The sequence below is a fragment of the Streptomyces sp. NPDC102467 genome, from assembly GCF_044765445.1.
Lineage (GTDB): Bacteria > Actinomycetota > Actinomycetes > Streptomycetales > Streptomycetaceae > Streptomyces.
The window spans coordinates 92,742-109,240 of sequence record NZ_JBIWKA010000022.1 but is presented as its reverse complement, the minus strand read 5'-3'; the positions used below and the strand labels follow the sequence as shown (position 1 = coordinate 109,240).

The following is a 16,499-nucleotide window of genomic DNA, read 5'->3' as shown; positions in this document are numbered from 1 at the left end:
GTAAGACGGGGCTACCGGCCATCATGGATGTGCCTCATCAGGGCCGCGACATCCGCCATGTCCATTCCGCCGGCCACCGGTGCTTCCTCCTGGAGGTCCGCGAGCTGCTGAACAGACGGGTCGTCGAGGATCTTCCCCATGAACTCCAGCTTCTCCTCAAGCCGTAGTGCCACGATCTCGTCGACGGTGCCGCGTGAGGCAAGCACGGTGACGTTGGTCTCGGTGCCTGGTGCGAGACCGAGCCGGTGGATCCGGTCAAGGCTCTGAAGGAATCGTCCGGCCATGAAGTCACGGTCGACATAGACCGCGTCGTGGCAGACCTGGTGCAGGCTGATGCCTTCGCCAAGAGTTGCCGGATTGGAGATCAGGACCGCACACTCCGGGTCTTCCCGGAAGCGCCGGATCTCGGCTTCCCGGTCCTGGGTCCCTCCATAGACGACGGCAGGGTTGTAGGCCGCGAACAGCTTCTCCATCGTCGTGATGCCGCGCACAAACGTTGACCACACCAGCGTCTTCCGGCCCTGCTCCGCATTGGCCGCAACGATGCCCAGGGCCTCTTTGAGCTTGGGCGACAATTCGTAGCTCGGAAGGTCTCGCATCAGGTTGTAGAGGGTGTCGCCCGCAGGGACCTCCAGCGGCGGCACCTGATAGGCCAACGGCTCGTACCGCGTACTCCCCTCTCGCAACAGAGCGGGGCTTGTGGCCGCCATGAGCAGCCTGAGCATGGCCTTGCCAAGGGCATCAAAGTCATCCCGGGAGATCTCGGCCCGCGCCGAGTAGTTCCCCACCAGGGCGTCGTAGATCTCGCGGTGCAGGCCCTCCAGATCGACATACCGAATCTTCGGCTCAAAGGGCGGAAGTCCGAGCTCTGCCTTGGTCGTGCGGGTGAACAAAGGGCGAAGAACCTGGCTTGCGTAGGCAAGATCGCCGCCGGCCACCGCATTGGTAACGACAGTCCTGCCATGTCCTGGCCAGACGAAAGACAGGAGGTTCTCGAGGTCCCTAGCCCCATTCGGGGCCGGGGTACCAGTGAGGATCAGACGGCGACGACTGAGCGGGCCAAGTGCCATGCAAGACGCGCCGTAGACGCCCCGGGTCCCCAGCTTCATGCGGTGGGCTTCGTCGAGAATGACCATGGAGGGGACCGCTCGCAGCCAGGAAGCCAGAGCAGCGAGGGATCGGTCAAGCCGCTCGTAGTTCACCAGCATGATCTCGGCTGACTGATCAGGGTTCCGGCCCATCACAGCGAACCGCAGCGGCTCCTTGAAGCACGCACCATTCTCGAATTCCCATGACTCGTACGCCGCCTTGGGGCAGACGACGAGAAGACGCTGGGCTTCTCCGCGCGCCCGCAGCGCCGCGAACACGCCGAGCCCGACACGGGTCTTTCCGGCTCCGGGGACACTGAAGTTCGCGCCATGCCGCAAGGACAGCAGCCGCGAGATGTCGCGCTTCTGGAAGCTGGTGAGATCGGCGATCCAGTCTTCGCCGAGAAGGCGGGGCAGATCGTCTGGACTGACAACCGCTACATCCTCAGCGCCGCCTCTGAGCTGTGCTTCCGCGGCGTCGGCGTCATCGAGGACGCTGCCGACCAGCTCCCCGAATTCGTCGTCCCAGACGACGTCGCGAGACGGCCAGGAGCCAAGTTCGCTGATGCCGGCCAGAAACTCGTCAAGTTCAACCTCGGCGAGATTCCGGCTGCGAAGGCCGCCCGCAGGGAATCGGGCGGCCAGGGCAGCAAGTTCAGCGGTGAACTCGTCGCTGGCACGGAGTTCGGCGCGTGTGCGGGTGACGTCGAACCCAATGCGCAGTGACGGTTCCCCTGTTGGGCTCACGCATCCTCCTTCCCAGTCGCGCCGAGCAGCCAGGCCAGCCCATCGCCGGGCATCTTGATGCTGCGGTCCGCTTCGAGCGCGAGTTTGCCGAGCATGTCCCTCAACTTCAGAACGGCCTCGTCGAAGGCCTCTTCATCGAGTCCTCCAGACCCTCGCGCCAGAACCAGGTCGGTAACGCACTGGTCAATATCCTTGCAGGCATCAGACAAGCGATCGGGTGCTGCCTGCTTGCGCTTACGGACGCGGGCGTCCTTGCCAGCCGGCTCCAATGCTTCTTCCATCGCGCTCTTGACAGCCTCGAAGCGGTCGGCTGCTTCTGCCTTCTGCTCCGCTGTGGCCCCTGCCTTCGTCTCCCGGACGGCCTTGGTCTGGAGGACGGCATCCGTGAGCTTCCGAGCCTCCTCCACCTTGGGGTCGTTGCCCCTCACCGTGCGGTTAAGGCCCGGAATGGCGATCCCTGCGGGAGCTGCTGCCGCCTTCGGACGAACCGAGGACGGAAGACGCTTCTCCAGGTAGCGGTCCCGGAATTCCGGCTCGATGAGGCGGACGTCCGTCTTAGAGAAGCCGAGCACGATCGCAGCAAGCCGGTTCTCCTTCAGCAGGTCCGCCCGCGGCTTGCTGACGGCCGCTGCCTTCACGTAGGCGCGGTGCAGCTCCTTGAGCTTCTCCTGATGCTCCTCGAAGTCGAGCAGCTGCAAGCGAGCCCCGCCTTCCTCGCTTCGTGTCACCAGGTCCCTCAGGGTCTGCAGCACCCAGAGGTCCTGCTCGCACGCCTTGACCGTCGTACGGAACTCGCGCGCGAGATCCGTCAGCGGTCGGCCCAGCTCGATCTGCTCCTCGATCGTCAGCAGTCGATTGACGTAGGAGTACTCACGCCGGTGATCCTTGCGAAGCTGCAGGGACAGCTCGACGCGGCTGATGTCCTCCAAGTTGCAGGACTCGGGGAGCACGGCGACGCGCATGTCGCTCTTGCTCAGCTCCTTGAGGGCAGCACGCCGGGTATTCGCGTTGACGAGGATGCCGTCCCTGGTGATCAGGCCCGCGTCGTTCTGCCCGTACTCCTTCAGGCTCTCCATGAGGGCCGTGAATTCGGGGTCCGTCTTGCTGGGGTCAGCCGGCAGGGCCTTCAGCAGGTGGTGCAGATAGGCCTGACCTTCTGCACCGAAGGGCGCCTCATCGAGAATCCTGTCCCGTGCCGCATCGTGAGCTCGCTGAGCGCGGATTCGGTGAGTTCCAGGGTTGTAGTACAGCGAGGCTACGGGCATCACGATGACCGGGAACGGGGTCGGAGTGCCGCGCCACTCGACCATCAATGTCTCCTTGACGCCCCCCTCCCGCTCGACCTCGCGTAGCCGGGCCTCGACCTGTGCGCGGTTCTCCTCAGCCAGGGGCGGCCGACTGTAGTTCGAGCTCACGTGTGCCTCTCAGTTCAGTGGTGATCGATGGTGCCAGGGCGGGGGGCTGGAACCGGCCCCCCGCGAGCGCTGGCTAGTCGCCCTCAGTCAGGCCGTCACGGATTTCATCACGAGAGTCAGGGGTCAGCGTCTGGTACTCGGCCCAGACCTTCTCCACGAGGCCGAAGTCCCGCTCGCCGGCCTGGATCCACTTGCGCAAAACATCCCTCTCGATCGGGCTGAGGCGCTCGATCCGGTCACGCAGGTGCGGCAGATCGGTCACCAGGTCGCGCCCTCCGACCCGGCAGCGGTTGCACTCGGTAACCAGCTGCACCTCGTCACTGCCGTTCGGCAGACGGACGACTCGCCGCGCCATGTCCAACTGGGCGATCTCGTACGTGCCCTCGTAAGTCTGGCCAGGCGTGGCGCCACAAGAGCGGCACCGGTTGCCGTCACGGACAAGGGTGTCCCGACGCTGGGCAGCGTTGATACCGTCGCTGGACCGACGACGCTTTCCCGGCTCCCAGACCGCATCGCCACGGCTCACGAACCTCTGCTCATGCGACCCGAGGCTGGGATCCTCACGGTTGGTTTCGATGCGCCAGCCGTACTTGCGAAGCTCACGGACACGCCGGTCGATCTGGGCGACATTCGGGAAGGCCTCGGCGAGCCGTGCCTTGGTGAAGGTGTTTCCCTCACCGACCACCTCAATCAGCCACAGTGCGGCCTTGCTCATCGACCCCTTGGTGTCCTTGTAAGACGGCAGTTCTTCCATGCGACCAGCGCCTTCCGCTCGGCAGTTGGGGGAACGCCGAAACCCCCGCTGCGCAGAAGTCGCTCCCACCAGATGCCATCAAGGCTGCCGGTCCCCCTGCCACAAAGCCAGGGCGAACGGATCTTTCCCCAAAGGGGATACACGAAGCTCCTTGCAACACAGCCACACCAGCGGAATATAGGGAGCACTTCAACTCGTGAACTCGTGCCAGGAGAAGGGAAGGGCATGCCACCCAAGGGGGAAACGACAGACGAGCCGCTTCCGGGAAGCAGCGTGGAAGAGATCGCGTTTGCTCAAGCTCTGCAGGACGCGTGCCACCGCGCCCGGCTCGACTACGGCAGCCAGAAGGAGCTCGCCAGAAGGATCAGTTGTGCCGAGTCAACGTTGTCCTCATGGATAAGAGGACGGAAGATCCCGCATCTCGATGCTGCGTCCAAGCTGCTGAGAATCGCCCCGGACCTCGGTGGCAACGTCCCTGGCTGGGACCCGAAGGAGCTACTCGCTCTTTCACACCTCTGGGTACGCGCGAAGGCCGCTCGCGCGTACCGTCATGCAGCGGGAGAGGCAGAGAAGCTCATGCGGGCCGAGGCCAGGAAGCACTCGTGGGATCCGGGAACCGAGACCGCGATCACCATCGGGCTCGCCTTCGATGACGACTCCAAGCCGGCCGACTCCGGCAGGGGGGACGGCAGCGACCTTGAAGAAGAGACCTCAGGATCCGAGGTTTCCGCCGCCGAGCAAGAAGCGTTGCCGGTCCCCCACTCGCCAGGGGACCGGCAACATCTCATGCAACAGCCGTACGCCAACACGGGACTTGAGGAGCAGTTGACGGTGCTCATCAGCAGCAAGCCCGGTGCCGACTTACTCCCCGTGCTGAACCACATCGCGGCGAAATATCCCGTCGACGACATAGTGCAGGTGGTCAGGGTCTGCAGGGACAAGAAAGGGCTGTCACCAGCCGCAGATGTGGTGCTGCGAAACGCCGGACACCATCGATCCACGCCGGAAGTCTTTGCCCTCGCGGACGCCCTGCACCATGCCGGGCGATCTTCAGATGCGGGACTCCTCATCAGCGTGGCAGCTGCGCAACACCCCATGGACTGACACAGGGCCCGCCTGGTTACGCGGCCAGGTCGGCCTCCGCCTCGTACTGCAACAGGGCTTGGTCGAGCACGGTGTCGGGGTCTCCTCCCTGCACCGAGATCCAGTGCAGCAGATCGCAAATGGCATGCGTCACCGCCTCCTGCCCGGCAGCACTGTGCCCCACCAAGCCCTGGTGGCCGTCAGCAACCCGGCCGTACCCCTCCATCACGGCTGCCGCCCGTCGCACTCGAGCGCGGTGCCGGATATGATCCAGTGAAATTTCGCACCAGATCGCCTTGCCTGTGGTGGTGAGGAGGACGCCCCAATCAACCGCCAGGCCGGCCAGCAGTTGCAGGCCTCTGCCGTGTTCGGACCAGCGCTCCGCCCCGCTCACTCGAGGCGTCTCGTAGCTTTCGTCGTGTACTTCGATGCGCAGTGACCGGTCGCTGACCTCCATGACGATGGAGGCCGAGGCTCCCTCCCCCACGTGCTGGATGACGTTGGTAGCCAGCTCGGTCATGGCCAGCTCGGCCTCATCGCTCACGGCCGGCAGGCCCCAGCGGATGAGCTGGCGTTCTCACCGCCTTGCGCAGCGGGGACAGCCCTGCTGGCACCGCCTCGAAGGGCAGAACCGAACGGAGTTGATGCGAGTCAGTCTCGATCTGGGGCATAACGAGATTCCCTCCCAAGCCACACAGCGCTGCGCCTGCCGCGTCCGCGCGACTGCGCTGTGTAGCGGTCTGTGACCGAGCACGACATAGAGAAGTCTCGCTATGTAACTTCTCACGAGCATCCATCGAGTGAATCCGCTAGTCGGACAACTTCCCTGCTGCATAGCCTGATTGGGATTACCGGGCAGGTACCCGGCACTCGCTGGGAGGAGCTCGATGTCCGTACAAACCACCACCCGCCGACGGCAGCTAGGCGCCATGCTGCGCAAGCTGCGCGCCCGGAAGGGCCTGACGCTTGAGGAAGCTGGGCAGTTCGTCGGCGTATCCAAAGCCACGGTCAGCCGCTACGAGACTCAGGTTGGCCCGGTCAAGTGGCTTGTAGTGGAGGGGCTTTGCCGGGCCTACGGCGCGACGGAAGCTGAGCAAGGGGCGATGGTCAGTCTTGCGAAGGATGCAAAGCAGCAAGGCTGGTGGAGCTCCTTCGCCGACTCGATCCCCGAGAGCATGAACCTCCTTCTCACGCTCGAGGACGACGCCACCCGCGAGGATCACTTCTCCTGTGTGTACGTGCCGGGTCTTCTGCAGACACGGAGTTACAGCACCGCTCTGCAACAGGCCAACGAGGTCCAGCTCACGCCGGCGGAGATCGAGCGTCTGGTCACCATCCGGATGAAGCGGCAGGAGATCCTGGACCGCCCGAAGCCGCCCCGCCTGTGGGCGATCCTCGACGAGTCCGTCATCCGCAGAGTCGTCGGATCACCGGAGATCATGAAGGAGCAGCTCGGCCGACTCCTCGAAGCTAATGAATCGCCCCACGTCACGCTCCAGATACTGCCGTTCTCCAAGGGCGCCCATGGCGCCGCTCTCGGCAGCTTCGTCATCATCGGCGGCACGGAGGCGGCCCTTGATGTCGTGTATGTCGACCTCCATACCGGCTCGCTCTTCCTGGAGAAGGAACAGGAACTGGAGCGCTATCGGCTTGCGTTCGAGTACCTGCGCGCACAAGCGTTGGACATGGAAGCCTCTTCCTCCATGATCCATCGCGTGCGCAAGGAGCTGTAATGCCCGTACAGGACTGGCGTCCCTCATCCATCAGGCTCACCTGGTTCAAGTCGTCATACAGCGGAGCCAACACCACCGAGTGCGTCGAAGCCGCTTTCGTCGCTCAGGCCATACTCCTGCGAGACTCCAAAAACCCCGACGGCCCTTGCCTCAGAGTCTCAGGTCAGGCCTGGGCCGACTTCCTGACGACTCCGCCCCACATACACGCCGGCGGCTGAGCGGGTGCCCCGGTGCGGGTTCGTTGCCGGGTGAGGGGACGGTGTGGCTTCGGGTCCGGCGCTCGCGCCGGTGGAGTGGTTGCTGTGGGTTGAAGTTGAGTGCGGGCAGTGGGTGTTCTTTTGGGATTGCGTAGCTGGTGTGCGTGGTGGGTTGCTGTGCGCTGCTGAGGTCTCGGCGTTGGCTGGAGGCCGGTGGGGGCTGGCTTTCGTGGGTTGGGCTTTCGTCGTGGAAGAGAGCCAAGTCAGCCGACCGTTCCAGGACCTTCGGTGTGCAGCACCGCTCCCTGCGGTGGGGCGAGAGCGGGTTGTTTCGTGGTTGTGGTTCTTAAGTCTGGCTACGGGCTGTCGAGTTGGGAGCGTTGGCCTGAGTTTGCTCGTAGCGCCTCGACTGTGCCACTGTCCGTCACGGAGCGATCACCGACCGCTTATAGAGCTTCACATTGGTGACCCCCGCGAGGCGGCAACCTCCGGGGGTCCGGCACCAGGAGACAAGAACTCCCCATGCAGATTCATCGTATGCCCCGACATGAGCGGGGCTTCACCGTCATTGACAACAACGCTCTACGCGACCCGCGTCTGTCCCATACTGCGCGCGGCATCCTCGCCTACGCCCTGTCGATGCCCAGCGGCTCTCAGGTCAATGTCCGCACCCTGAGCGATGGGTTCCCGCAAGGGCGGCGCTCCGTGGGCAAAGCGGTCGATGAGCTGCGTGGGCTGGGGTATTGGGTGACTCGGACCGAGCGGGAGCCCGCTACTCGGCGGATCGTCTCCAGTGTTGATGTGTATGAGGTTCCGGTTCCACAGGTGGCCCTGTCGGCCGTGGCCCAGGCCTCGTCGCAGCCCTCGCCGCAGTCCTCGCCGCAGTCCGCAGCGTCTCCGGCGCCAACTCCGTTTGCCAGCACGCCGGTTCCCGGGCGGGTGGGAACCGGGAGCTCGGGCACGTTTTTCCCTGGCGGGAACAAGGACTCTTTCAAGGACGGGGGCAAGAACCCTCCCTACCCTCCCGCCGGAGCCGACGCTCGTGGCGGTGCGAGTGGCGGAGCCGTCAACGATCCGCACACCGATGAAGGCGCCCGCATCCTGCGCCGTCTTGCATCCGTCGATCCCCGGCTGCGGCTGTCCGAGCGGAGCGTTCAGGCGTTGGCGCCCGAGGTGGGTATGTGGCTGGACCGTGGGGCCTCCGCCTCTGAGGTCGTTGATGCCGTCACCGTCGGGCTGCCTGCCGAGGTGTATTCGGCCGCGCGGCTTATCGCCGACCGGCTCGTCCGTAAGCGGCCTGCTCGAAAACGGGCCTGGCGGCGGGTCTTTGAGTGTTCCGAGTGTCGTGATCCGTTGCCTTGGGGGCGTGAGTCGGGGGTCTGTCGGGCGTGTGCCCATGCCCAAAGAGGGGAGCCGGACGAGCATCGGGGGGCCTCAGCGGGCGGTGGTCACGTCGAGGTGCGGCGGGCTCTGCGGGAGCGGGTGAGGGTGCGGGCGCGAGTGCAGCCGGCTTAAGTGGGCGGCGTTCCTGCGTCCCCCGACCCGGACCCCCTGTACAGCGGGGAATTTGCGAATGTGCGCGCTTCGTGAAGGCGGCGTGCGCGCAGGAGGTAGATCGTCAAGCCCCCCGAAGTGGCATTCACCCATGGCCTTAGCCTGAGTCCGTCCGTCAGCGGCCAGGTGAGTACAGGGGAGACAGGCGCCATGTCGACGAGCGGGGACGGCCTGCACATCGATCCAGACGACGCGCAGCGCATCGCGCACAGCCTTGCCGAATTCGATCGCCGCATCGGCTCTTTGCGGTCGCGTCTGGAGAAGTACGGCCGCAACACGCTGGGCACCGAGGGGCTGGACGACGCCTGTGACGATTTCCAGGATCGGTGGGACGACGGGCTCAAGCGGTTGAAGAAGGCCGCGAGTTCCATCAGCGGGAACTTCGACAAGGCCATGAGCGAGTACGCCAGTACGGACATCGACGTACGCCACCACGTGAACAGCGTGAAGACCGACGAGCTGGCATAGCCGGCATGGCTGGCATGGCTGGCATGGCTGGCATGGCTGGCATGGCTGGCATGGCTGGCATGGCTGGCATGGCTGGCATCGCCGGTGCAGCGGGCGCAGCGGGCGCAGCGGGTGTGGCTGAAACAGCAGGCAGACGAGAGAGATACGGGGAGTACGGCTGTGTCCTGGCGTGGCATCTTCATCGCGGATGATTCCTCCTGGCCCGGTCTGGGCTTCAATCCGGCGCGTGGCGAAGTCGCCGCCATCGACCATCTCGCCGCTGATCTCAAGGCCGTGGGGCGGGGGTTGGACGATCTGCACGGGCTCGTCACGGGCGTCGGCAAGAACCACGGGTTCTGGCGGGGCGAGGGCGCCGATGCCTTCCGCAAGAAGCTCGGGAAGCTGCCCGAGTACCTGCAGCAGGGCAACGAGTCGATGAGCACGGCGGGGCGTGCGCTGCTGCACTGGCACGACACCCTGGACTCCATACAGCGTCAGGCCGATCCGCTGGAGTCGCATGCGGTGACGGCCCGCCGCGACTGGGAGCGTCTTGCGGGCGCGGCGGACACGGCCATGGCGCACGCCACGGCTCCGTCGGGTGATCCTCAGACCGACAAGCAGCACTCCGAGCGGGCCAAGACGGCCTCGCACGAGGCGCATGCGGCGAAGGAGAAGCTTGACGCCCTGGTCCGGCAGGGCGAGGAGTTGCACAAGAAGTGGCGGGAGGCGGCCGCCCGCGCCGAGCACGCCATTCGCGAGGCCACGGATCTCGCGCCCGAGTCCATCGGTCTGTGGGAGCGCGTCACCGACAGCCTCAAGGGTGCGCTGCACGACTTCACGGACTGGCTCGTGGAGCACGCGGACACGTTGTCGACGATCTCCAGCGGTCTCGCGCTCGCCGCGGTGGCCGTCCAGGCGATTCCGGTGGTCGGCCAGGCGGCCGGGGCCGTGCTGGGCACGGGCGCGGTTCTCTGCTCGGCCGGCGCGTTGGTCGGGCATGCGGTGGGGATGCGGCGTGGGAACGGGTCGGGGTGGCTGGATCTGGCGGGGGACGCGTTGGGGGTGGTGCCGGGTTGGGGGCTCGCCAAGGGCGCGGGACAGGCCGGAAAGGCCGTGGTGGTCGGCGGGAGGATGGCAGCAGTAGGGCGGTTCGGCCAGGCCGCCAAGGTAGCGAGGGGCGGGACGGAGGCCTTGAAAGAGGGGGCCTTCGCAGCCGGCACCAAGCTGCGCGCTGGTCTTGCGCAGCAGGGGATCGACAAGGCGGCTGTTCCACTCGCCAAGCGATTCGGCGTCGAACTCACGGGCAAGAAACTGCACTATTTCCAGGTTGGATCCCAGACCTTGCTCAGGGGCAACTCGTTCGCCCACAAACTGACAGGCGGAGAATGATTCTCAAGCCCTCGGACCGGGCTGCGACGGCTAGTCGATCAGGTAACTAGGTGCATGCGATGAAAAACGAACCCAACACCATTCTTACCACCTTGCAGACGGCGTGCCCAGGACAGAAGGTACGTGGCTATTACGTCACGGAAAGTGGCGCCTCGGCCTTTCCCAGCGAGCTGGGATTGGCGTTCGGTGAACGCCCTTGGGTGCTTTACGATCGAGTGAACCCCCTCTATTACATCTGGCGTAACTTCGTCGTGATCGATTGGATCGGGTCGGGCAAACCCCGCTGGAAGACCAGTGCTACATTGCCGCACGGTTCGGAGCGGCGTGCCCGATACTTCGCCAAGACCAAGGAGGAGTACAGGCACTTCGGCGACTGGAACAGTCTGGCCGGGCATATGCTGACAGGCCTCCAGGGCCGCGCGCGTTGCTTGTTCCAGAATCATCTCGTGGTGACTGACGAGGAGCTGTTGATCGTCGCCCTGTCCGACAACGAGAAGCACGCGCAAATCACCTTCCGCGTCCCTCTCGCCGATGTCCCCTGGACCCGTAGTCCACATCACCAGAAGGACAGGATCCAGTTCGGCTTCAGCGACGGGTCCTGGCATACCGCGAAGGTTGTTCGGACCGATCACCGGTCACCGAAGTTTCTGGAAGTCCTCCCGGACACCCTGCCGCACACCGCGCAACTTCCCGACGTCTTGGCCGAAACCGCGGGCGGAGGTGACTGATCACGTGCTGCGAGACAAAGTAGATACGTTCCAGGACCTCGTGAAGCGGGCCGATGCCGGGGAGCTGCGGGGGCACTTCTCCACGTACGAATCGCCCAGCGACCTGGAAAACGGACTGCAGTTGGCCTTGGTCGAGCGCCCCTGGAATTTCAGCGGCCGGGTGAATCCGATTTACTGGATCGGGCGGATTCTCGTGGTGGTCAAGATTCTCGGATCGGGAGTGCCGCGCTTGTGGAACAGCGCCAAGTTGCCGCAGAGCGCGGAAGAACGTGCCCGGCTTCTGGCCGACACCAAGCGTGAACATGCGCACTTCGGCGGGTGGAACAGCATGGCCGGACGCATGCTGATGGGAGTTCAGGGGCGCTCCCGCTGCTGCTTCACCGAAAATTACGTCCTGGTGACAGACCAGGAAGTCCTGGTGTCCGCGATCACCTTCAGCGAAAAGCACGCGCAGATCACCTTCCGTGCGCCTCTGACAGACATCGCGTGGACGCGGAAGCCGCGTCAGGGATATCTCGAGAGCAAGTGCACGATGCAATTCGGCTTCACGGACGGCTCGTGGCAGACCCTGAAGATGGGCTCCACCAGTTCCGACCTCACGAAAATCACGGAACTCTTTCCCCAGACCCTGCCCGGCACCGAGACCATCCCCGACGCCTTCGCAGGCTCGCCAGGGTCGCAAGGAGATCGGTCGTGATCGAGGACATAGGCGTGGATTCCGATGGAGATCTCGATGAGGGCGCGGTGCAGTTCTTCGACAGTTCATTGTATGTGGGCTGGCAGGTGCCGGACTTCTTTCATCACCTTCCCGTGCGCGCCGCCGATCACGACGAACTCGTCGATGAAATAGCCGACTTGGCCAGTGAACTCTTCCCGGGGCGCAGCCGCGAGGAGCAGTTCGACGTCGCCGTGATGTTTCTCGCGCAGACCGCCGGGTTGATCGATGCCGGGGCGCAGTACGCCGGGATGTGCTTCGTCGACTTCGACGGGCGCCCGTCCATGGCCACGGTCACCGCCCAGCGCGTGGAGCGTGAGCCGGGTGACGTGCGTGGGGTCGCCGAGGCGCTCGCGGGCCGGCTGGCGCGTCATGCGCCGGAGGACGACGTGGAGGTCGCCGAGCTGGCCTGCGGGCCGGTCGTCCTGCGCAGCGGAGTGGCGCCCTTGATCGTGCCGGCCGAGGTGTCGCCGGACTCCGTGGTGCACACCGTGCCGCGCCGGTTCGCCCAGGCGCACATACCGCTCCCCGACGACCTGAGCGTCCAGATGCTGGAGCTCAGCACCCTCAGCGTCGACGACTGGGACGCGTACGCGCAGATGTTCGCCCAGATCCTCGACACGGTCGAGTGGGCGACGGACGACGAGCTGCAAGCAGCGCGCGAACAGCGGGCATCCGAGGCGGAGTTGGACGACGAGGCACGCCTCACCCTGGCCGCCGTCTCCTCTCGCCTGTGGGACCTCATCAGCGCCCAGCAGTCGGGGATCGGGATGAGTCCGGAGCTCGATCGCATGCGCATGGGCTTCTGCTCGGCCTGCCGGGCCGCCGGTGATCCGGAACCGTGCGAGCCCGAACACCGCTGGGTCCTCGCGCCGGTCGACGCCGCGGAGGCCGAGCAGCTCGTGGCGCGGGTGCGCGGCCCGCTGGTCGCGGAGAGCTGGTCCTGGGCCTCGGACACCTTCTCCACGCCAGGGCACTGGCACGCCGCGCGCGCCCTCCCCCAGCCGGTACGCCTCGTCCTGCGCCACTCCGCGCACAGCGGCGCCGTCCACGTCACCGTCACGCTCGCCTGCCGTCGTCGTACGGGGTGACCCCCGATGTGTGGCGTGGGCTACGTCACATCCGGAGCCGTCACACTTCCCTCGGCCCCTCCGTCATAGAAGCGAACCCCCGAACAGGGGCCGACAAACGACGGTCAACGACGGTCTGGGAGCACACCATGGAAGCTCGACTCAACATCTTCGGCAACGCACTCGCCGGCAAGTTCATGAAGCACATCAACAGCGCGGGCAAGGTCGTCGGTGACGCCGGTGTGCCGCACGCCACGCAGGAGCTCGTGAAGATCCGGGCCAGCCAGATCAACGGGTGCGGGTTCTGCACCGACATGCACACCAAGGACGCCGCCCACGCCGGAGAGACCACCCAGCGGCTGAACCTCATCGCCGCCTGGCGCGAGGCCAAGGTCTTCACCGACGCCGAGCGGGCCGCCCTGGAGCTGGCCGAGCAGGGGACGCGGATCGCCGACGCGGCCGGTGGCGTCAGTGACGAGGCCTGGGCGAACGCCGCGAAGCACTACGACGAGGACCAGCTCGTCGCGCTGGTGGGGCTGATCGCCGTCATCAACGCGTACAACCGGCTCAACGTCATCGTCCAGCAGCCCGCCGGCGACTACCAGCCCGGCATGTTCGGCTGAACCAGCTCCTGGCTCGCCTCCCAGAGGCGGGCCGCCGTCTCCGGGTCCGTCATATGAGGCTTGGGCCGCTCCAGGCACGGGGCGCCGCGCAGTCCGAAGTGGCGCGGGCCCCACAGCCCGCCGCCCTCGACCTCCGGGTCCAGGGCGGCCCGGACGATCGGCCAGGCCCCCGCTTCCTTGCCCTGGACCAGGGCAGCCGCGGGGAGCGCGCGCAGCCGGGCGGACGGGGTCGACGCGGGGATCGTGGGCCGGGGCGGGGTGAGGGCGTCGAGTGCGCCGCCGGGGTGGGCCAGCACGCTGAGGACGGAACTGCCGTCGGCGCGCAGGCGGCGGTCGAGTTCGAAGCCGAACAGCATCTGGGCCAGCTTCGAGCGGCCGTACGTGCGCTTCGCGCGATAGTCCCGGGTCGACTGGAGGTCGGCCAGGTCGAGGCGTTCCGAGCGGGCCGCGAAGCTGCCGACCGTCACGACCCGGGCCGCCGGGGCGAGCGTGAGCAGGGGGATCAGCCACTGGGTGAGCGCGAAGTGGCCCAGGTGGTTGGTCGCGAGCATCAGTTCGTGTCCGGCGCTCGTCTCCCGGCGGGGCGGGTCGTCCAGGGCCACGCCCGCGTTCAGGATCACCGCGTCGAGGTGGCCGAGGGCGGCGAGGGCGTTCGCGGCGCCCTGTAGGGAGGGGAGGTCGGCCAGGTCCAGCGGGAGGTGGCGCAGTCGCGCCTCGGGGACCCGGGTCCGGATCGACGCCATCGCCGTCTCCGCCTTGCGAGCGTCCCGGCAGCCGAGTATCACCAGGGCTCCCGTCGTGGCCAACTGCTCCGCGACGAAGTAGCCGATCCCCGCGTTGCCGCCTGTGACCAGGAAGTTCTTGGCCGGCGCGGACGGCAGGGCGTCGACCCGCCAGCCGGCGTTCCGGTAGGCGCCGCTCACATCTGATGGCCGGCTCGAGGGCCGGTTCGAGGGTGAGTTCGAGGGCGGGTTCGCGGGCATGAGGTGGGCTCCTTCGGTCGGACCGCTGTGTGCGGGGCCGGGGTGTGCGGGGCCGGGCTGAACCGGCCTGCCGAGCATCTCAAGCCTCACCGACATATCGCCGACAGATCAGCGGTAGATCGGAGACAGAGCGGACCATCCCACCGACAGGGCGCCGACAACGGGCCGCCGGACACCGGCCGATCCCCGGCGAAACCCCCACAACCGGCGCCCGCACGTCGCGGCGTAGCCTCACGAGCAGCGTCCATGACCTGGAGACGCAGCGTCCATGACCTGGAGACCAGGAGGTCCTCATGCCCCGTACCGCCCGTTCCCTCCCCACCGCCCCCATCGCCGCCGCCGGACTCGTCGGTGGGTACGCGACCGCGCGTTTCACCAAGAAGCGGCAGCTGGGCGGAGTCGTGCTCGCCGCCGCCGGGGCGGCCGCGGCCACGCAGTGGAAGCGGACCGCGGGCGGGAAGGTGGCCGGGGCGCTGACCGGGGCGTACGTGGTGGCGTTCGCCGGGTCGCATCCACTGGCCAAGAAGGTCGGCGCGTGGCCCGCGGTGTTCGGAGTGGCCGGGGCCGTGGCGGCCGCCTCGTACGTGCTCGTGGACCGGAAGGCGGCCGCCTAGCCAGACGCACTGCTTCAGGAGCGCGCGGCTCCGGCGTGGCCCAGTACATTCACCACCTTCCCCTGCGGGTCCCGTACGAAGAAGCGGCGCACGCCCCACTCCTCGTCGCGCAGGTCGCGGACGATGTCGGCGCCCGCCGCCAGCATGGCCGCGTACGCCGCGTCGACGTCTCCCACCTCCACGCTCATGTCGGGCACGACGAGCGCCGGTCCGCCCTGCTCGATGAAGTTGATCTGGGCCGTGGGCTGGGTGGGCGACGCCAGTGTCATCACCCAGCCGAGGTCCATGACCTCCTCGAAGCCGAGCGTGCCGTAGAAGGCACGGTTCGCCGCCAGGGACTCCTCTCCGTCCACGGCGACATTCGGTACGACCCTGCGGGCTTCGTTCATCTCAGTCATGCGGTTCATCGTCCCCGGAACGTCGCCCGGTACGCCCCCGGCGACACACCCAGCGCCGTCTGAAAGTGCTGGCGCAGCGAGGTACCCGTGCCGAAGCCGGTCTCCGTCGCCACGCGGTCCACGGTGTGATCGGTGCGCTCCAGCAATTCCCTGGCCCGGTCGACGCGTTGGCGGGCCAGCCAGGTCATGGGCGTCAGGCCCGTCTCCTCGCGGAAGCGGCGGTTGTACGTACGGACCGACATCGCGTCCCGCGCCGCGAGGTCGGCGAGGGCCAGCGGCTCGCCGAGGCGTTGCAGGGCCCAGGCGCGCGAGCCCGACGTCGAGGTCAGTCCCGTCTCCTCCACCGGACGCCGGATGTACTGGGCCTGCCCGCCCTCCCGGTGCGGCGGGACGACCGTGCGGCGCGCCACCTCGGCCGCGACCCCCGCACCGTGGTCCGTGCGGATCATGTGCAGACACAGGTCGATGCCGGCCGCCTCGCCCGCCGAGGTAAGCACCCGGTCCTCATCCACGTAGAGGACGTCCGCGTCGACCGTCACCCGCGGGAACGTACGGGCGAACCGGTCCGACGACATCCAGTGCGTCGTCGCCCTGCGGCCGTCCAGCAGGCCCGCCGACGCCAGCACGAACGAACCCGTGCAGATCGACGCCACGCGCCCCCGCACCGAGCCGAGAGCCTACGTCAACTCGCCGCCCAGCGAGCCAGGTTGTAGCCCTTCGTCCGTCTCGTGTGACGCCGGGACCAGGACCGTGTGCGCCCGCTCCACCGCTTCCAGGCCGTGCTCGGCGAAGATCGGGAAGTCGGCGTCCGTGCGGATCCGGCCGGGGCGCGGGGCGCAGGTGCGGACGTCGTAGAGGCGCTCGCCCGTCGACGGGTCGCGGGCCGTGCCGAACAGCTGGTGGACCAGGCCCAGTTCCATCGGCAGGACACCGTCCCTGACCAGGACCGCCACCGACGTCC

At 66.8% G+C, this 16,499-nt stretch carries 16 protein-coding genes and 1 pseudogene; 10 read left to right on the top strand and 7 right to left on the bottom strand.

Annotated features, from left to right (window positions below; translation table 11 throughout):
* Window positions 1-11 precede the first annotated feature (11 nt).
* The 3 genes from ACIREE_RS36715 to ACIREE_RS36705 all read right to left on the bottom strand — a co-directional run bounded on the left by ACIREE_RS36715 (window position 12) and on the right by ACIREE_RS36705 (window position 4,004).
* Window positions 12-1,835, bottom strand: coding sequence for a DEAD/DEAH box helicase (locus ACIREE_RS36715; protein ID WP_404162425.1), 1,824 nt, complete (start codon window positions 1,833-1,835; stop codon window positions 12-14).
* Window positions 1,832-3,250 carry a transcriptional regulator gene (locus ACIREE_RS36710; RefSeq protein ID WP_404162423.1) on the bottom strand — a complete coding sequence of 473 codons (1,419 nt, stop codon included), beginning with the start codon at window positions 3,248-3,250 and terminating at the stop codon, window positions 1,832-1,834. The genes ACIREE_RS36715 and ACIREE_RS36710 overlap by 4 nt, the downstream gene beginning before the upstream one ends.
* Before the next feature lie 73 nt (window positions 3,251-3,323).
* The gene (locus ACIREE_RS36705; RefSeq protein ID WP_404162420.1) at window positions 3,324-4,004 is read right to left on the bottom strand and encodes a hypothetical protein; all 681 of its coding nucleotides are present in this window, start codon (window positions 4,002-4,004) and stop codon (window positions 3,324-3,326) included.
* A 273-nt stretch (window positions 4,005-4,277) separates the two neighbouring features.
* On the opposite strand from ACIREE_RS36705, the gene ACIREE_RS36700 reads away from it, so the two are divergent.
* On the top strand, window positions 4,278-5,108 hold the full coding sequence (locus ACIREE_RS36700) for a multiprotein-bridging factor 1 family protein (RefSeq protein WP_404162417.1): 831 nt from the start codon (window positions 4,278-4,280) through the stop codon (window positions 5,106-5,108).
* Between the two features lie 16 nt (window positions 5,109-5,124).
* Here ACIREE_RS36700 and ACIREE_RS36695 read toward each other — a convergent pair whose 3' ends face one another.
* Window positions 5,125-5,631, bottom strand: coding sequence for an ATP-binding protein (locus tag ACIREE_RS36695; protein WP_404162414.1), 507 nt, complete (start codon window positions 5,629-5,631; stop codon window positions 5,125-5,127).
* Window positions 5,632-5,974: 343 nt separating this feature from the next.
* Between ACIREE_RS36695 and ACIREE_RS36690 the strand changes: the two genes are divergently transcribed.
* The 8 genes from ACIREE_RS36690 to ACIREE_RS36655 all read left to right on the top strand — a co-directional run bounded on the left by ACIREE_RS36690 (window position 5,975) and on the right by ACIREE_RS36655 (window position 13,543).
* Window positions 5,975-6,820 (top strand): helix-turn-helix domain-containing protein, encoded by an 846-nt coding sequence (locus ACIREE_RS36690; protein ID WP_404162412.1) that lies wholly within the window; start codon window positions 5,975-5,977, stop codon window positions 6,818-6,820.
* Window positions 6,820-7,038, top strand: coding sequence for a DUF397 domain-containing protein (locus tag ACIREE_RS36685; RefSeq protein ID WP_404162409.1), 219 nt, complete (start codon window positions 6,820-6,822; stop codon window positions 7,036-7,038). The genes ACIREE_RS36690 and ACIREE_RS36685 overlap by 1 nt, the downstream gene beginning before the upstream one ends.
* Window positions 7,039-8,721: 1,683 nt before the next feature.
* Window positions 8,722-9,039, top strand: coding sequence for a hypothetical protein (locus ACIREE_RS36680; protein WP_404162406.1), 318 nt, complete (start codon window positions 8,722-8,724; stop codon window positions 9,037-9,039).
* 159 nt (window positions 9,040-9,198) lie between these two features.
* Entirely contained in the window at window positions 9,199-10,407 is a 1,209-nt protein-coding gene (locus ACIREE_RS36675; RefSeq protein WP_404162403.1) for a putative T7SS-secreted protein, read from the top strand.
* A 59-nt stretch (window positions 10,408-10,466) separates the two neighbouring features.
* Window positions 10,467-11,135, top strand: coding sequence for a hypothetical protein (locus tag ACIREE_RS36670; protein ID WP_404162400.1), 669 nt, complete (start codon window positions 10,467-10,469; stop codon window positions 11,133-11,135).
* A 4-nt stretch (window positions 11,136-11,139) separates the two neighbouring features.
* A complete protein-coding gene (locus ACIREE_RS36665; RefSeq protein WP_404162398.1) occupies window positions 11,140-11,832 on the top strand; it encodes a hypothetical protein in 693 nt (230 codons plus the stop codon).
* Entirely contained in the window at window positions 11,829-12,941 is a 1,113-nt protein-coding gene (locus ACIREE_RS36660; protein WP_404162397.1) for a hypothetical protein, read from the top strand. The genes ACIREE_RS36665 and ACIREE_RS36660 overlap by 4 nt, the downstream gene beginning before the upstream one ends.
* Before the next feature lie 128 nt (window positions 12,942-13,069).
* Window positions 13,070-13,543 carry a carboxymuconolactone decarboxylase family protein gene (locus ACIREE_RS36655; RefSeq protein ID WP_404162395.1) on the top strand — a complete coding sequence of 158 codons (474 nt, stop codon included), beginning with the start codon at window positions 13,070-13,072 and terminating at the stop codon, window positions 13,541-13,543.
* Here ACIREE_RS36655 and ACIREE_RS36650 read toward each other — a convergent pair.
* Window positions 13,519-14,526: an SDR family NAD(P)-dependent oxidoreductase gene (locus ACIREE_RS36650; protein ID WP_404162393.1), complete on the bottom strand. Its 1,008-nt coding sequence runs from the start codon at window positions 14,524-14,526 to the stop codon at window positions 13,519-13,521. The genes ACIREE_RS36655 and ACIREE_RS36650 overlap by 25 nt on opposite strands.
* Before the next feature lie 293 nt (window positions 14,527-14,819).
* On the opposite strand from ACIREE_RS36650, the gene ACIREE_RS36645 reads away from it, so the two are divergent.
* The gene (locus ACIREE_RS36645; RefSeq protein ID WP_404162390.1) at window positions 14,820-15,140 is read left to right on the top strand and encodes a hypothetical protein; all 321 of its coding nucleotides are present in this window, start codon (window positions 14,820-14,822) and stop codon (window positions 15,138-15,140) included.
* A 14-nt stretch (window positions 15,141-15,154) separates the two neighbouring features.
* On the opposite strand, the gene ACIREE_RS36640 is transcribed toward ACIREE_RS36645, so the two are convergent.
* Together ACIREE_RS36640 and ACIREE_RS36635 are read right to left on the bottom strand one after the other, a co-directional pair.
* Window positions 15,155-15,529 (bottom strand): VOC family protein, encoded by a 375-nt coding sequence (locus ACIREE_RS36640; protein WP_404162551.1) that lies wholly within the window; start codon window positions 15,527-15,529, stop codon window positions 15,155-15,157.
* Window positions 15,530-15,543: 14 nt separating this feature from the next.
* A pseudogene (locus ACIREE_RS36635) lies at window positions 15,544-16,458 on the bottom strand (GlxA family transcriptional regulator).
* Window positions 16,459-16,499: the final 41 nt, after the last annotated feature.

Bases quoted from the DNA above. Each gene is read 5' to 3' on its own strand.
- ACIREE_RS36655 (WP_404162395.1), top strand. From the start codon at position 13,070: ATGGAAGCTCGACTCAACATCTTCGGCAACGCACTCGCCGGCAAGTTC.
- ACIREE_RS36680 (WP_404162406.1), top strand. From the start codon at position 8,722: ATGTCGACGAGCGGGGACGGCCTGCACATCGATCCAGACGACGCGCAG.
- ACIREE_RS36685 (WP_404162409.1), top strand. From the start codon at position 6,820: ATGCCCGTACAGGACTGGCGTCCCTCATCCATCAGGCTCACCTGGTTC.
- ACIREE_RS36690 (WP_404162412.1), top strand. From the start codon at position 5,975: ATGTCCGTACAAACCACCACCCGCCGACGGCAGCTAGGCGCCATGCTG.
- ACIREE_RS36705 (WP_404162420.1), bottom strand. From the start codon at position 4,004: ATGGAAGAACTGCCGTCTTACAAGGACACCAAGGGGTCGATGAGCAAG.
- ACIREE_RS36650 (WP_404162393.1), bottom strand. From the start codon at position 14,526: ATGCCCGCGAACCCGCCCTCGAACTCACCCTCGAACCGGCCCTCGAGC.
- ACIREE_RS36640 (WP_404162551.1), bottom strand. From the start codon at position 15,529: ATGAACGAAGCCCGCAGGGTCGTACCGAATGTCGCCGTGGACGGAGAG.
- ACIREE_RS36670 (WP_404162400.1), top strand. From the start codon at position 10,467: ATGAAAAACGAACCCAACACCATTCTTACCACCTTGCAGACGGCGTGC.
- ACIREE_RS36645 (WP_404162390.1), top strand. From the start codon at position 14,820: ATGCCCCGTACCGCCCGTTCCCTCCCCACCGCCCCCATCGCCGCCGCC.